At 52.6% G+C, this 18,742-nt stretch carries 2 protein-coding genes; both read right to left on the bottom strand.

The window, feature by feature from the left end:
- Positions 1–27: 27 nt before the first annotated feature.
- On the bottom strand, positions 28–13,272 hold the full coding sequence (locus tag SH573x_RS02290) for a cadherin-like domain-containing protein (RefSeq protein ID WP_479352672.1): 13,245 nt from the start codon (positions 13,270–13,272) through the stop codon (positions 28–30).
- Positions 13,273–13,856: 584 nt separating this feature from the next.
- On the bottom strand, positions 13,857–18,701 hold the full coding sequence (locus SH573x_RS02285; protein WP_479352671.1) for a PKD domain-containing protein: 4,845 nt from the start codon (positions 18,699–18,701) through the stop codon (positions 13,857–13,859).
- Positions 18,702–18,742: the final 41 nt, after the last annotated feature.

Here is an 18,742-nt window from a genome sequence, read left to right as displayed (position 1 = left end):
TCTACTTCAAATATGCATATTTGATATCTAAATTGAAATAACTCTGTCCTTGCTATCGTTTCCTTTTAAAGTATCAAGTCCCAGTTCGGCAAAGTACAGATCAACCGAGTTTTTATGACCCTCGAGCTTGTCCTTTTTATCATCGCCAAACACGCTGTTGTTAACACTCAAGAGTCCGCCTGTGCTCGTCAACTGACTGACGATACTGGCCTGACTATTGCCTGATGTCCAGATGTTACGAATTGCGAGGAGCTTTTCTACATCATTATCATGAATAGTCCACCCGCCGACGAACAGATCTCCCGCAGCACTGCTGCCGCCACCGTCGATTTCATCTTTACCCCGGCCGCCGATCAGAATGTCCTTGCCATTCCCACCAGTTAGCTTGTCGTCTCCATCGCCGCCTGAGAGGATATCTCCGACTAAATAGTCCGCCCCTCCATCGCTACACCCGTCGCTGCCGCCATCGCTGCCGCCAGTCAGATCATCATTGCCTAAACCGCCGAGTAAAACGTCTGCGCCCCTGCCGCCGTCGAGGTCGTCGTTACCACTTCCACCGTCAAGCAAGTCGTTACCATCGAAGCCTTCCAGTTCATCGTTGCCCATTCCACCAAGCAGTCTATCGTCACCGCTCCCGCCCTTCAAATGATCATTCCCGTCGCCACCATCGATCAGAGCATCGACATTTATGTTCTTGTGTACCCGTGCATCGTCGTTACCCCCGCACAACAGGATGACAATCTGGTCAACTTGAGAGGCGAGATAATTAATATCAAACTTCTTGCGGCTTGCCCTTTTGTCAAATTCACCTTTAACATTGATAACCTGGTCACTACCGCCGTCACTACCGCCGTCACTACCGCCGTCACTGCCGCCGTCACTACCGCCGTCACTACCCTTCAACTTGATGTCAACTTCATCTTCGCCATTGGATCCGATGACGTACAGAGTCCCATCGACCAACCCCACTCCACCTATAACAACAGTTGAAGTTCTAACAGCAACGCCACCATTCAGATCATTGACCTTTACGGTGACCGTGAAGATGCCACCGGTTGAGTATGTGTGATTTCGGATGAAAGAACCAACATTAGAGGGTTCCACTTCGTTCGCCCAAAATATCTCGGCATCGGCCGAACCCGGCACTACGCCCCAGTCGATAGTAATTAAATGGACATCGCGTGTGTCGATGTCAGCAAACGTCCCGTCAATGGTGACTGGAACATTCACCGTCCCCTTCACGGCTACCGTAGGATTGCTGCTATTGAGTCCGGTAATAATCGGCAGGTCGTTGGTGCCAGTGACCGTGATGGTAAACGAACTACTGTCAGTAGCTGATTGATCGTCGGTTACTGTCCAGTTGACAACTACGTCCAGCTCTTCTCCAGCGGCCAGGTACTGGTAAGCGGCATTGGCTGGATCAAACGACCAGCTGCCACCTGAGCCAAATGTCAACCCAGCTACTGCGGATGTCAAACTGTATGTAGCCGTCGTTCCCAGGACATCCACATCGCTGGAGGATACTTGGCCACTGATGATCACACCATCTTCGGTCGCCGACTCGTCACCCGATACATTGGCGATTGGCAGGTCGTTGGTGCCAGTGACAGTGATGGTAAACGAACTACTGTCGGTAGCGGATTGATCGTCGGTTACTGTCCAGTTGACAACTACATCCAGCTCTTCTCCAGCTGCCAGGTACTGGTAAGCGGCATTGGCTGGATCAAACGACCAGCTGCCACCTGAGCCAAATGTCAACCCAGCTACGGCTGACGTCAAACTGTATGTCGCCGTCGTTCCCAGGACATCCACATCACTGGAGGATACCTGGCCACTGATGATCACACCATCTTCGGTCGCTGATTCATTGCCCGATACATTGGCGATCGGCAGGTCGTTGGTGCCGGTGACCGTGATGGTAAACGAACTACTGTCGGTAGCGGATTGATCGTCGGTTACTGTCCAGTTGACAACTACATCCAGCTCTTCTCCAGCTGCCAGGTACTGGTAAGCGGCATCGCTTGGATCAAATGACCAGCTGCCACCTGAGCCAAATGTCAACCCAGCTACCGCTGATGTCATACTGTATGTGGCCGTCGTTCCCAGGACATCCACATCGCTGGAGGATACCTGACCACTGATAACCACACCATCTTCGGTCGCCGACTCGTCACCCGATACATTGGCGATCGGCAGGTCGTTGGTGCCAGTGACAGTGATGGTAAACGAACTACTGTCAGTAGCGGATTGATCGTCGGTTACTGTCCAGTTGACAACTACGTCCAGCTCTTCTCCAGCTGCCAGGTATTGGTAAGCGGCATTGGCTGGATCAAACGACCAGCTGCCACCTGAGCCAAATGTCAACCCAGCTACTGCGGATGTCAAACTGTATGTAGCCGTCGTTCCCAGGACATCCACATCGCTGGAGGATACTTGGCCACTGATGATCACACCATCTTCGGTCGCCGACTCGTCACCCGATACATTGGCGATTGGCAGGTCGTTGGTGCCAGTGACAGTGATGGTAAACGAACTACTGTCGGTAGCGGATTGATCGTCGGTTACTGTCCAGTTGACAACTACATCCAGCTCTTCTCCAGCTGCCAGGTACTGGTAAGCGGCATCGCTTGGATCAAATGACCAGCTGCCACCTGAGCCAAATGTCAACCCAGCTACCGCTGATGTCATACTGTATGTGGCCGTCGTTCCCAGGACATCCACATCGCTGGAGGATACCTGGCCACTGATGATCACACCATCTTCGGTCGCCGACTCGTCACCCGATACATTGGCGATTGGCAGGTCGTTGGTGCCAGTGACAGTGATGGTAAACGAACTACTGTCAGTAGCGGATTGATCGTCGGTTACTGTCCAGTTGACAACTACGTCCAGCTCTTCTCCAGCTGCCAGGTATTGGTAAGCGGCATTGGCTGGATCAAACGACCAGCTGCCACCTGAGCCAAATGTCAACCCAGCTACTGCGGATGTCAAACTGTATGTAGCCGTCGTTCCCAGGACATCCACATCGCTGGAGGATACTTGGCCACTGATGATCACACCATCTTCGGTCGCCGACTCGTCACCCGATACATTGGCGATTGGCAGGTCGTTGGTGCCAGTGACAGTGATGGTAAACGAACTACTGTCGGTAGCGGATTGATCGTCGGTTACTGTCCAGTTGACAACTACATCCAGCTCTTCTCCAGCTGCCAGGTACTGGTAAGCGGCATTGGCTGGATCAAACGACCAGCTGCCACCTGAGCCAAATGTCAACCCAGCTACGGCTGACGTCAAACTGTATGTCGCCGTCGTTCCCAGGACATCCACATCACTGGAGGATACCTGGCCACTGATGATCACACCATCTTCGGTCGCTGATTCATTGCCCGATACATTGGCGATCGGCAGGTCGTTGGTGCCGGTGACCGTGATGGTAAACGAACTACTGTCGGTAGCGGATTGATCGTCGGTTACTGTCCAGTTGACAACTACATCCAGCTCTTCTCCAGCTGCCAGGTACTGGTAAGCGGCATCGCTTGGATCAAATGACCAGCTGCCACCTGAGCCAAATGTCAACCCAGCTACCGCTGATGTCATACTGTATGTGGCCGTCGTTCCCAGGACATCCACATCACTGGAAGATACCTGGCCACTGATGATCACACCATCTTCGGTCGCCGATTCATTGCCCGATACATTGGCGATCGGCAGGTCGTTGGTGCCAGTGACTGTGATGGTAACCTCTGCAGAACTGGTCGCTCCATCCTCGTCTTCAATCTGATAGGTAAACATCTCGATGGTCACTTCACCTGCAGAGAGGTAGGCGAACTCACCGTTGGTGCTAAATGTAAACGTGCCATCGTGATTGTTTGTCAAGATTCCTCTTGCTGGCGAGGTCAGCCCTATGGTTAAAGCAGGATCGATATTTCCTTCGTTATCGAAATCGATTCCGTTTCCGTTGTCGCCCAAGACATCAATCAAAATCGTTGAGTCCTGGGAAACGGCGACTTCGTCATCGACTGCATCCGGTGGCGTGTTTAGGTCAACTGCGACGTTGAAGGTTTGTGTGATAGCCCCCAGGTCATCATCTTCTAGCGTAACGCTAACTGTGAACGTGCCTTCACTGACATAGGTATAGGTCGGAAGGTCAAATACGCGATCGCCCTGTGAGACAATGAATGTCTGAATCGCGCCAGGTGCTCCGTCGCCGTAGTTGACCGTAACCGTGTGCGAATCCAGCGTCCCCACATCTGAGAAATTAATTCCGACCCGGTCAAAAACCCCGGAATCGATCGGCAGCAAAGCCGCATCAACGAAATCACCTATTCCGGAAACATCATCAAATGCCGGGGCAGCATTGCTGACTGCCACCGAAGTCGCGGCAAACACACCACCACCGTTCGAACCTAGGTTGGCTAGAAATGCATTTGCGATATCGAGCACATCAGCATTCGCCAAGTATTGACCACTGGACCGAGCTACCAGCAAATAATAGATCTCGGAGACCGACGACAGGCCGGTAACTTGGTGAAAGTCATTGTTTGTGTCAGTCGAGAAAGTATGAGAGACTCCAGAACCATCACCTGGAACCATAACAATGTGGTTAATTGATGGATCAAAAGCATTAAAGACACGTTTGATGTAAAGTGTAAACGGAGCTCCGTTGACACTAGTCGAGAGTGTCGTACCGTCGACCGCGCCGGAACCATCGGCCCCATTGTTGCCAGTAATGGTAAAGCTATTGATCGCAGTATCCGTTGCAGCCATCGCAAACATTCCATTGTATTTGGCTGTGAAATATTGGCTGCCCGGACCAAAAGCGTTGGTTGGCACCACCACTTTATTGGTATATGCGATATTACTAGACAAATTTGTATTTAATAGGTTCCCACCATCATACATGTCATTGCCACCATCACCAATATTGGTCCCGGTTGCCCCTTCGGAGAACAGGAATGGCGTCGGCACTTCAGCTAGAATCAATGAGTTGTTTAAATTTAGATTTTCTAATAATTGCTCAATGCCACCGCCTACTGCGCTACCGCTGTCGTCGTCCACCACTTGGACGTTGATTGGTATCAGATCTATACTGGTTCCCGTTGGACTATCGTCTAAGTATTGGTGAGTGTAACTGAACGCACCAGCATTGACGTTGATGTGAGTTTCATCGTAGTTGCCGTCATTGTCCCAATCGATCAACACTGTGAAAGTGTCTAACGTTCCCAAATCAGCTATCGTGCCGCTCAATGTAGTCGAACCATTCTCCTGAATTGCTGTTGTCGACAGATTGCTAATCGTTGGAGCAACGTTGTTGACAGTGACGGTGAGAAGTCGGGTCGATATCGCAAAGCCACCAGTAGATGATTCCGTCGCAATTGCTTTGACAGTTAGCGGAAGTACGGCATCGTCGGGGATCTCGATAGAGAGCCCTACCAACTGCGGAGCCGCGAGAGTCAGTACGCCACCAACTGGAATCAGCAAATCACCGAGAGCATTTGCAAAGATCGCATTGCTTGGAATCCCGCTGATCTCGATCGCTAGCGACTCTGATCCGTCTGTATCGTTAAGTACTGAATTGATCGCCAGGGGAATTGGAGATGCCTCGTTGCCGGACGAGTCGGTGACAGCCAGTGTCGGTGCGTCGGCCACGGCACTCACGTTGATGGTAAATGTCTGACTGGGACTGGTGTCTACGCCCGAGTCATTTGTGCCGCCGTTATCGCTGAGTCTGACTGCAATGATTGCCGAACCATGAGCGTTCGCGGCAGGGGTAAAGGTCAATACTCCACTAGGCGAAATCGACGGCCCAACCGAGAACAGCGTCGGATTGCTGTTGGATGTGACCGTAAATGAAACCGTTTGCAATTCCTCATTCGGGCCTGCCGAAATGTCCGTCGCCCAACTCGCACTCGAGGAACTCGACACAATGCCCAAAGCTAGCGAAGTCAAGTATATAAATGACGTACCGGTATCCAGGCCGTCAACTATCGTCTCAACACCACTTCCATCAAGATTGGAACGCTGGATCAAACCTTGATAACCAGACGCTACTGGGTCAAAGTCTTCGTTGTTCGTCCAGTATATTTTGCCAGCCTCGAAATCAATGTCGAAGCCCAGCGGTAACTGAACACCTGTTACCAAAAGCTCGCGATTCAGACCATTGCTCTGAACACGCTGAATGCTGGTGTTAGTATTGTTGTTCGTCCAGTAGATATAGTCCCCTGATGGAGAGATTTCAATGTCGATCGGAGCGCCAATGCCCGTGTTCTGCAGCAGGACAATTTGGTCTGCGCCCCCACCGGTGATACTCGCCTTCCCGATACTATCGCCACCATTGCCGTTCAACCAGTAAATGAAACCATTGGCAGAATCCACTACCAAATCGTTAACAGTCGAGTTCTGTATGTTCTCAGGGTTGGCTTCAAACAGTGCCTCTTGGTTAGTTCCATCCATGTTCATTCGATTAATCTGGCGACTCCAAGCACCCGTCGGCGTCGATACGCTCGTGATGTAGTACAGCTTGCCACTCAGAACATCCAGTTCCAGTCCACGAATAAATGCACTTCCACCGAGCAACGTCTCTAAACCGCTGCCATCGAGATTGGCCCGCTTGACCGAAGACGATTCTGACCAGTAGATCTTGCCGGCAGCAACATCAACCTGCAGACCATCCGCCGATCCATTGGTGGACGCAATCACCTGACGGTCTGATCCATCAAGCAGTGAACTTTCGATGACTCGAGCTGATGGAGCATTGTTCACCCAGTAGATCCGCGAGGTGGTCGCCACGGAGGCTGACGGGATCGTTTGAGGACCTGCATCTTCAGCTACCGTAACATCACCGCCAACGGTAAACGATGGTGCATCGTTCACGGCACTCACGTTGATGGTAAACGTCTGACTGGGACTGGTGTCTACGCCCGAGTCATTTGTGCCGCCGTTATCGCTGAGTCTGACTGCAATGATTGCCGAACCATGAGCGTTCGCGGCAGGGGTAAAGGTCAATACTCCACTAGGCGAAATCGACGGCCCAACCGAGAACAGCGTCGGATTGCTGTTGGATGTGACCGTAAATGAAACCGTTTGCAATTCCTCATTCGGGCCTGCCGAAATGTCCGTCGCCCAACTCGCACTCGAGGAACTCGACACAATGCCCAAAGCTAGCGAAGTCAAGTATATGAATGACGTACCGGTATCCAGGCCGTCAACTATCGTCTCAACACCACTTCCATCAAGATTGGAACGCTGGATCAAACCTTGATAACCAGACGCTACTGGGTCAAAGTCTTCGTTGTTCGTCCAGTATATTTTGCCAGCCTCGAAATCAATGTCGAAGCCCAGCGGTAACTGAACACCTGTTACCAAAAGCTCGCGATTCAGACCATTGCTCTGAACACGCTGAATGCTGGTGTTAGTATTGTTGTTCGTCCAGTAGATATAGTCCCCTGATGGAGAGATTTCAATGTCGATCGGAGCGCCAATGCCCGTGTTCTGCAGCAGGACAATTTGGTCTGCGCCCCCACCGGTGATACTCGCCTTCCCGATACTATCGCCACCATTGCCGTTCAACCAGTAAATGAAACCATTGGCAGAATCCACTACCAAATCGTTAACAGTCGAGTTCTGTATGTTCTCAGGGTTGGCTTCAAACAGTGCCTCTTGGTTAGTTCCATCCATGTTCATTCGATTAATCTGGCGACTCCAAGCACCCGTCGGCGTCGATACGCTCGTGATGTAGTACAGCTTGCCACTCAGAACATCCAGTTCCAGTCCACGAATAAATGCACTTCCACCGAGCAACGTCTCTAAACCGCTGCCATCGAGATTGGCCCGCTTGACCGAAGACGATTCTGACCAGTAGATCTTGCCGGCAGCAACATCAACCTGCAGACCATCCGCCGATCCATTGGTGGACGCAATCACCTGACGGTCTGATCCATCAAGCAGTGAACTTTCGATGACTCGAGCTGATGGAGCATTGTTCACCCAGTAGATCCGCGAGGTGGTCGCCACGGAGGCTGACGGGATCGTTTGAGGACCTGCATCTTCAGCTACCGTAACATCACCGCCAACGGTAAACGATGGTGCATCGTTCACGGCACTCACGTTGATGGTAAACGTCTGACTGGGACTGGTGTCTACGCCCGAGTCATTTGTGCCGCCGTTATCGCTGAGTCTGACTGCAATGATTGCCGAACCATGAGCGTTCGCGGCAGGGGTAAAGGTCAATACTCCACTAGGCGAAATCGACGGCCCAACCGAGAACAGCGTCGGATTGCTGTTGGATGTGACCGTAAATGAAACCGTTTGCAATTCCTCATTCGGGCCTGCCGAAATGTCCGTCGCCCAACTCGCACTCGAGGAACTCGACACAATGCCCAAAGCTAGCGAAGTCAAGTATATAAATGACGTACCGGTATCCAGGCCGTCAACTATCGTCTCAACACCACTTCCATCAAGATTGGAACGCTGGATCAAACCTTGATAACCAGACGCTACTGGGTCAAAGTCTTCGTTGTTCGTCCAGTATATTTTGCCAGCCTCGAAATCAATGTCGAAGCCCAGCGGTAACTGAACACCTGTTACCAAAAGCTCGCGATTCAGACCATTGCTCTGAACACGCTGAATGCTGGTGTTAGTATTGTTGTTCGTCCAGTAGATATAGTCCCCTGATGGAGAGATTTCAATGTCGATCGGAGCGCCAATGCCCGTGTTCTGCAGCAGGACAATTTGGTCTGCGCCCCCACCGGTGATACTCGCCTTCCCGATACTATCGCCACCATTGCCGTTCAACCAGTAAATGAAACCATTGGCAGAATCCACTACCAAATCGTTAACAGTCGAGTTCTGTATGTTCTCAGGGTTGGCTTCAAACAGTGCCTCTTGGTTAGTTCCATCCATGTTCATTCGATTAATCTGGCGACTCCAAGCACCCGTCGGCGTCGATACGCTCGTGATGTAGTACAGCTTGCCACTCAGAACATCCAGTTCCAGTCCACGAATAAATGCACTTCCACCGAGCAACGTCTCTAAACCGCTGCCATCGAGATTGGCCCGCTTGACCGAAGACGATTCTGACCAGTAGATCTTGCCGGCAGCAACATCAACCTGCAGACCATCCGCCGATCCATTGGTGGACGCAATCACCTGACGGTCTGATCCATCAAGCAGTGAACTTTCGATGACTCGAGCTGATGGAGCATTGTTCACCCAGTAGATCCGCGAGGTGGTCGCCACGGAGGCTGACGGGATCGTTTGAGGACCTGCATCTTCAGCTACCGTAACATCACCGCCAACGGTAAACGATGGTGCATCGTTCACGGCACTCACGTTGATGGTAAACGTCTGACTGGGACTGGTGTCTACGCCCGAGTCATTTGTGCCGCCGTTATCGCTGAGTCTGACTGCAATGATTGCCGAACCATGAGCGTTCGCGGCAGGGGTAAAGGTCAATACTCCACTAGGCGAAATCGACGGCCCAACCGAGAACAGCGTCGGATTGCTGTTGGATGTGACCGTAAATGAAACCGTTTGCAATTCCTCATTCGGGCCTGCCGAAATGTCCGTCGCCCAACTCGCACTCGAGGAACTCGACACAATGCCCAAAGCTAGCGAAGTCAAGTATATAAATGACGTACCGGTATCCAGGCCGTCAACTATCGTCTCAACACCACTTCCATCAAGATTGGAACGCTGGATCAAACCTTGATAACCAGACGCTACTGGGTCAAAGTCTTCGTTGTTCGTCCAGTATATTTTGCCAGCCTCGAAATCAATGTCGAAGCCCAGCGGTAACTGAACACCTGTTACCAAAAGCTCGCGATTCAGACCATTGCTCTGAACACGCTGAATGCTGGTGTTAGTATTGTTGTTCGTCCAGTAGATATAGTCCCCTGATGGAGAGATTTCAATGTCGATCGGAGCGCCAATGCCCGTGTTCTGCAGCAGGACAATTTGGTCTGCGCCCCCACCGGTGATACTCGCCTTCCCGATACTATCGCCACCATTGCCGTTCAACCAGTAAATGAAACCATTGGCAGAATCCACTACCAAATCGTTAACAGTCGAGTTCTGTATGTTCTCAGGGTTGGCTTCAAACAGTGCCTCTTGGTTAGTTCCATCCATGTTCATTCGATTAATCTGGCGACTCCAAGCACCCGTCGGCGTCGATACGCTCGTGATGTAGTACAGCTTGCCACTCAGAACATCCAGTTCCAGTCCACGAATAAATGCACTTCCACCGAGCAACGTCTCTAAACCGCTGCCATCGAGATTGGCCCGCTTGACCGAAGACGATTCTGACCAGTAGATCTTGCCGGCAGCAACATCAACCTGCAGACCATCCGCCGATCCATTGGTGGACGCAATCACCTGACGGTCTGATCCATCAAGCAGTGAACTTTCGATGACTCGAGCTGATGGAGCATTGTTCACCCAGTAGATCCGCGAGGTGGTCGCCACGGAGGCTGACGGGATCGTTTGAGGACCTGCATCTTCAGCCACCGTAACATCACCGCCAACGGTAAACGATGGTGCATCGTTCACGGCACTCACGTTGATATAGACCACGGCTGTCGCTAACGCACCATTAGCATCTTCAATTTGGTAAGTGAATGAATCGGTGCCGTTGAAGTTAGCGTTCGGCTGATAGAGAAACGTGCCGTTCTGGTTATTGGTAAGCGTTCCATTCGCTGGGGATGTCAAATTGATGGTCAATGACGGGGCAATGTTTCCGTCTAAGTCTGAATCAGCACCGTTTCCATTATTCAATAGGACATTGATCGACAAAGGTGAATCCTCAAGTGTCGAAACCGAGTCATCCACGGCCACCGGTGGGACATTGTCACCCAAGTACCTCGCGACGGCAAAATCGTAGGGGTAGTAACCACCAGTTAATTGATTGTAGGTGTACCCCACGACCACGATCGAACTACCCGATAGTGCGACGGCATTGGGAGAGTCCTGGCCTCCAAAGAAGTCGGTGGTCACGCGACCGTCACCGTCAAAACTGCTGTCCAGCGAGCCATCGCTGTTCAATCGCGCAAGGCCAAAATCGTAGTTTGAGGTCGTGGTGTTATAAACTTGACCGGCGACTACGATTTGTCCATCCGGTTCGACCACGACTGAAGTTGCGGAGTCGCTGCTACCAAAGTCTACCTCGGCAATTCCGTCTCCCGAGAAACCAGTGTCAGGTGAACCTGATGAGTTCAGGCGAATCACCCGAAAATCACTGGTTTCATTACCCGCCAATACAACTTCACCACTGGGCCCTACGGAAACCGACCGCAGGCCAGCTCCGGTTCCAACCGTTGTCCAGCCATCGCCCGAAAAAGCTGTATCGGGCATGCCATCGGCAGTGAAGCGTGCCACCGCCCAGGCATAGTTGTAATTGCCATTGTAGAGTTGCCGATAGCCGCCCAGCAGCAGACTGTCACTAGCGCCCAGGGCCAAACTACTTGCCAGGTCGTAATCATTCGAGTTGCTACTTCCCAGATCCAGCGTGGCCACACCATCCCCATCGAAGGTTGTATCCAGCGTGCCATCGGAGTTGTAACGCGCTAAAGCAAAATCATAGTTGGAGTAGCTGCCATGACTGACGTATTGATATCCACCAACGACAATCTTCCCGCTGCTCTGCAAGACCATACCGACCGCATTGATTGGCTGTGCATCGGCAAAGCCGTCGCCGCCAAACGAACTGTCCAGCGCTCCAGTGTCGGTCAATCGAGCTAAGCGATTGTCACCAGATACCAGAATCTTTCCATCCGCTTGTACCGCAATCGAGCGAATCGTTCCAAAACCTCCAAGATACATCTGCCCATCTTCACTGAAGGATGTATCAAGTGACCCATCGGCGTTGTAACGCACGATCGCGCCGCCGTTGTTGTACGGTGAGTAACTTTGCCCCCCCACAAGCAGTTTGCCGTCAGACTGCGTCACCGTTACCGCATAAGCAAAATCATCGCTCGAATTCTGCTGGTCCAGAATGTCGGTCGCAACCAGACCATTTGAGTTGAAACTCGTATCGAGAGATCCGCTAGATGTATACCTCGCGACGGCAAAATCGTAGGGGTAGTAACCACCAGTTAGTTGATTGTAGGTGTACCCCACGACCACGATCGAACTACCCGATAGTGCGACGGCATTGGGAGAGTCCTGGCCTCCAAAGAAGTCGGTAGTCACGCGACCGTCACCATCAAAACTGCTGTCCAGCGAGCCATCGCTGTTCAGGCGCGCAAGGCCAAAATCGTAGTTTGAGGTCGTGGTGTTATAAACTTGACCGGCGACTACGATTTGTCCATCCGGTTCGACCACGACTGAACTTGCCGAGTCGCTGCTACCAAAGTCTACCTCGGCAATTCCGTCTCCCGAGAAACCAGTGTCAGGTGAACCTGATGAGTTCAGGCGAATCACCCGAAAGTCACCGGTTTCATTACCCGCTAATACAACTTCACCACTGGGCCCTACGGAAACCGACCGCAGGCCAGTTCCGGTTCCAACCGCTGTCCAGCCATCGCCCGAAAAAGCTGTATCGGGCATGCCATCGGCAGTGAAGCGTGCCACCGCCCAGGCATAGTTGTAATTGCCATTGTAGAGCCGCTGATAGCCGCCCAGCAGCAGACTATCATTGGCCCCCAGCGCCAAACTGCGCGCCTCGTCGAAATCATTCGAGTCATTACTCCCCAGATCCAGCGTGGCCACACCATCCCCATCGAAAGTTGTGTCCAGCGTGCCATCGGAGTTGTAACGCGCTAAAGCAAAATCATAGTTGGAGTAGCTGCCATGACTGACGTATTGATATCCACCAACGACAATCTTCCCGCTGCTCTGCAAGACCATACCGACCGTACTGATTGGCTGCGCATCGGCAAAGCCGTCGCCGCCAAACGCATTGTCCAGCACTCCAGCGTCGGTCAATCGAGCTAAGCGATTGTTACCAGATACCAGAATCTTTCCATCCGTTTGCACCGCAATCGAGCGAATCTGACCGAGACTTCCAAGATACATCTGCCCATCTTCACTGAAGGATGTATCAAGTGACCCATCTGCGTTGTAACGCACGATCGCGCCGCCATTGCCGTAAGGTGAGGAACTTTGCCCCCCCACAAGCAGTTTGCCGTCAGGCTGCGTCACCGTTACCGCATAAGCATAGTCATTGCTCGAATCCTGCTGGTCCAGAATGTCGGTCGCCACCAGTCCGCCCTGACCAAACGTTGGATCAAGAGAGCCCGCGTCCATTACGCGACGATCCTCCAGCAACTCAAAACGCAACTTTGTCCTGCGCTGCTTTCGACTTGCTGTCTTGCAGAATCGCTTTGTAGGCCCATCACCGGAAGTGGTGTTTTTGCGAGATCTTGCAAATTTCATCTTATTGTCCATTGATCAGTGGGGAGGTATTTGAATTCTTAGGCTCGCAACGATTTGCGTGCAAAGTCATGTTTGTATGTTGATACGGGTGGAGGTTGTGGGCTGACTGTACGCACTTCCCTCGCGTGCACTTTCACTGCACCGCGTGACTGAAGACCCCAAACTGAGGCCAAGGCGCTGGTCATCGACGACGATATCAGCTTGGGTCGCTGAACCGGTAAGAGATGGCATTAACCAAGTTGAGAGCAACAGGAAATTGAATGAACATTGGCGCATACTTTTGGGGGAAAACCAAGGAACCAAGCGGATTCAGACCGCCCTCTAGCCTTTAGCCGTAATCCCACTCGATCCTTTTCAGCAATTTCAAAAAAATGATTAAAGTATCGTCAGCGACGCTCGAATTCACGCCCAACTGGCCCGGTCGTGGGACAAAGCGACATTATTTGGCCTTTCCATGTTGCGAGACGAGCGAAACGACGAGCGTTGTACTAACTATTGCGTCCGATGATCTTGATGTTGTCGACGTTTGCATCTTCGGTTGAGTCACTGACGGTGCTGCGGAAACGTATCTTCAGGTTTGTTGAGGCATACGCCCCTAGATTCACCGTCTCGCTGGACCAGACGTTCTCTGCATTCACATTGCCTTCGAGCCTCTTGACGTTCTGTATCCAAGTGGTTCCACCATTGGTCGAGATATCCAAAGCCAGAAATTCGCCAGCATCAAAGCCACTTTCAATCAGCCAATCAAACGTTAACGTCGCCGAGCTGTATCCGTTGACATTGACTGCACTAGCCATACTCAAAGTGGCGTTGTTGGCCGGGCCGTCGACTTCCGCAGAGCGCGAGCCTTGTGTTGCCCGTTGCGTCGAACGCAGCCAATCGTTCTGACTGTCTTCGACCCAACGGCCATTCCACTCAGCAACTTCAAAGCTGTCCTCAAACAAAGTGGTTTCGGTCGGTGGATTCGTGACAACCAACTGCATGGCATCAACGCCCGAAGCTCCATCGGCATCGGTGACCAGTACCCGCGGTGTAAAGGTGCCCGCAGCTGTCGCCACAAAACTTACATTGGCGCCCAAGGCATCATTGAAGGCCCCATCGTTATCGAGGTCCCAAGCATATTGCACAATGTCCAGGCCGGGATCACTCGATGCCGCGGCCGACAAATTCACTACGGCTCCAACCAAGACAGCTTGATCTGCACCTGCGTTAGCGGTGGGCGCGATGTTGGCGACGACAATTGAAGTGGTCGCCGAAGCAGTGGCGCCACGATTATCCGTGACCAACAACCTGACCAGTTGCGAACCGCTGGCGCGCGTGGTGTAATTGGTCGTGGGTCCGCTAGCGTCATCGTACTGGCCATCGTTATCCAAATCCCAAGCATACGAAACCAGCGTACCGTCTGGATCGGATGAACTGACACCGCTGAGCGTCACCGAGGAACCTTCGTTCATGGAATAGCCGCTACCTGCGTTAGCGATTGGCGGCAGGTTAGGACCGGCCAACAAGCCGGTGATTCGCACGTTGTCCACGTTGGCATCTTCATCGGCCGCGCTAACCAGAGCCCGGAAACGCACACGCAGTTGCGACGACAAGTACTGTGTCAGATCGACCACTTCACTGAACCAGACATTCTCTTGGCTGACGTTGCCTTGTAAGCGGCGCACATCGCTAGTCCATGTCGTGCCTCCGTTGGTCGAGATGTCCAGCGACACGCTTTCACCTGCATCAAAGCCGCTTTCGATCAACCAGCTAAACGTTAGCTCCGCCGACGCCATGGCACTCAGGTCCAGTGAGTTGGCCAATGTCAACGTGGCGTTGCTGGCAGCGCCGTCAACTTCAGCCGACTGGGTTCCATTGGTCGCACGCTGTGTCGAACGGTACCAATCGTTTTGCGAATCTTCGACCCACCTGCCGTTCCATTCGCCAACTTCGAAACTGTCTTCGAACAACAACTGAGGTGCCTCATTGTCGCGATTGATCAGGACCAAACTGGGAATCGACAATCCTTGATAGGCCGAATCACTACTGATCAAAGAGAGAGTGACCGAGAAAGTTATATCACCATCCCTGACCAGATCGTCGACGCCGGCGACTTGAACCGTTTGCGGTTGATTCCAATTGCTGGCGTTAAAGGTCAGCTGAGCTGGAGCGACTGTGCCTTCAGTACCGTCACTCGACTGTAAGGTGAGAACGACGTCGGCAGTGGGTGCAGTGTTGAGCGACACTTGCAGTGCGGTCGATCCTCCGGCCTCTGAGACCTCCAACGCCGCTAGCGGGTTGACCGTTACGCCGGGATTGAGCTTGAAACGCGCCAGGTAGCTAGCCGAACTGTCGGTTTCGGAGAAGATCGCGCCGGTTGGCATGACGACACTGCCGACAAAGCTACCAGCCACAAGAATATCGCCTCGAGCATCAACGGCAAGAGCTCGCAGCGTGCCTCCCGTTGTCGTTAGCGGCAGGATGACTGTATCCAACAAGTTTAAGTTGGAATCCGCGCGGACGATGAAATCTGCATTGACGCCTACCGGCGAGATGGCGGTCACATTTGCGGAGGGATCGAGATCCGTCACGCCTCTTAGGCGACCGGCCATAATGACATTGCCCGCTGCATCGGCGCTCATTTTGAGCAAGGTCAGCAACTGATCGCTCGCCTGCACACCGGCATTGATGAAGTTACCCGCATCATCCCAAACGGAAACAAAGATGTCGTTAGCTTCGGTGCCCAGCAGAGTCGGCGTGCCCGGTCCGAAACTCATATCACCAATGAACTGCGACCCCCAAAAGATTCGTCCAGTACTGCTGCGTGCCAATTTGAGATTTCCTCCGGTACCAGCTTCGCTGATCGCCTGTTTGGCCCATAACACGCTGCCTGTGGCAGACATCTTTAATAGGTAGCCATCAAGGGTGCCCGAGCTAGTCAGCGCGAAGCTGCCTAGCTGAGTGGCTGTGCCAAAGTAGCCGCTGATGTACACATTTCCACTGCTATCCAATTCGAGTTGGCGCCCAAACTCGCTGTTGCTCCCACCCAATGTCGTAACACTTACATAGTTTCCAGCGCTATTTAATCGAAGAAGGTAAAGGTCACTTGCCCCTGCGCTGGTACGCGAGACCGTACCGGTGCCTGGATTAAAATCGAGAGTCCCTTCGTAGTTGCCAACTATAACCACATTACCTGCGGCATCGATCTCCAAATCGCTCACCGAGTCCACGGTAGTGTTGCCCCACGCGCGCGCCCACGTTACGGCACCGCTGGGAGTGAATTTCGCCAGGAACACATCGTATGAACCTTGATTGGTCAAGGTCGTTGTCCCTACCGTCAGATTCGCGCCGTAAAACGTACCGCCGACATAGATGTTGCCTTGCGCGTCCACTTTCAAGACATCGGGTGAAGTAAAAACACCAGTCGATTCGATAGGCACTGCCCATTGCAGCTGACCCGTCGCGCTATAACGAGCGATAAACACATTCGTATCGATCACCGAAGAAAGTATCGTTTGACCAGGTCCTAGATCAAAATCCACCGAGCCACTAAACCGCCCAACTGCAACCGCTCCGCCGTCCGGCGTCGATTCAAAGCCATAGATGGTGATGTTTCCCGAGATCTGTGGCGTTTGTAAGACTCCAACCCAACCGGCCAGTTGATCATCAGCGCGAATGCCCGCCAGAGCTGGTGCAGGCAGCGCTTCGTAAGCCGTATCGGTGGAATGCACCGCTAATTCAACCAAGAAACTGGTGGCGCCTGTGGAGGCGTTGTCTTCCACAGAGGTCACGCTAATCACTTGAGGCAAATGCCAGTTAGTAGCAGTAAAGACAAGCTGAGGGGTCGAGAGCCCAACATGACTGCTACCACTGATGGCCACATCTACCACAACGTCAGCAGTTGGTCGGCTCTGCAAAGCTACTGTGAACTGATCGGAGCGACCGTCTCTATCGACCATCAACGTAGTTGGGGCAGCTACTTCTATGCCAGCAGCAGCGGGCGCTAGTTGAATATTGTATTGTCCAACTCGACCGTATTCTCCTGTACTACGAACTCGCAAATACTGATCCTGAGTTAGCGGTATGCTCATCGCGACGTCGGCAGAGTCACTTGGATCCGCGGACTTGATCACGTTCCCCGACGCGTCCAGCAATTCGATGACTGCGTCCAGGTTCTGACCAATTTCGCTACCTGACACAGTAACCCGCATGCTTTCGCCACTGCCTGCCGGGATTTTCCAGATGTCTACATCGGTCGAAGAACTAATGACTCCAATGCCTTGATACTGATCGCCAGAACTGGCAAAAGTCGATGCACCCGCGATCAAGTCGGCATGATCATCGGTGCGATAACCGAAGCCATTGGTCGAGTTACCCAGAACCGCCATGTCGTCTTGGTTGTTGCCTAGTTCATTGACACCCGTCGTCCAATATGCATCTTCCATCCCCCAAAGAATCGGATACATAATGGTTTGCCATTTCTCAGTCAGGTTGTACCCCTGTTCTTGATGGCGCAGTCCAAAGCTGTGTCCAGCCTCATGTGAGGCCACCGAACCAATTGAGAAAGCCGTCGCAAATGATCCATCGGAACGAACGGGCATGGCGTAGGCCACGTTCGCAATACTACTTGTGAAGGAACTGAGGTATGCGTAACCGATCACGCCGGTACTAAGCCCTAAAAAATCGACGCCGCCGCCAATGGCAACTCGCAATGCATTGCCGTTGGCCAGGCTGGGGTTGAGTCCGGCCGCCAGAGTCGAGGGCTGGACCGTCGTCACGTTAATATTGAACGGGCTAAAGTCTTCGGCCACGATCTTCCATACATCTTCGATGTAGGTCAGCTCTTCATCGCTGAAGCTGGTGGCATCACCATCCATGTCCAGTGGCGGTGAGATTACATTCGTATATGAGCCCCAAACCGGTTCAACGTGGCCATCGAAATCGAGATACAACGACGCTGCCGCTCCGGACAAGCTGTCCAGTGCAGGGACAATGAGACCCGTGTCCATTAAGCTAATCGTCGAGTCCGGAAGCGGCCCCTTCGGCGCCCCAGACCTGGCCGCACTAACTAGCGTAGTCGAAGGCTCTATGATATTCGCTGGAAATGGTTCACAGGCCCAGCCGCCTAGATTGCTCCATGGTTCGATTTCTGGCAAGTCCGCAAAGTCATGGTCGTGCAGGTGCGCATGCTCCTTCAGGGCTTCATCCAGTTCTGCTTGACTCCAGTCATCACTGGACGTGAATCGCGACAAATCGCTCAGGCCATCAGGCTGCCACATGGGATTCAGCGCGATATCTGCGGCCATCAAACATCGCGGTTCGTAACGTTCGACGCGCAGAGATCGTAACATTCTTGATCGCCCCGGATTGGTACATAGCGGTGTTGGGTGGC

Source organism: Rania fehmarnensis, assembly GCF_056494185.1.
Note: the sequence above shows the minus strand (reverse complement) of the source record. Positions and strands in the feature narration are given on the sequence as shown.

Excerpts from the sequence above, each read along its gene's own strand:
- SH573x_RS02285 (WP_479352671.1), bottom strand. The coding sequence starts at position 18,701 with ATGTTACGATCTCTGCGCGTCGAACGTTACGAACCGCGATGTTTGATG.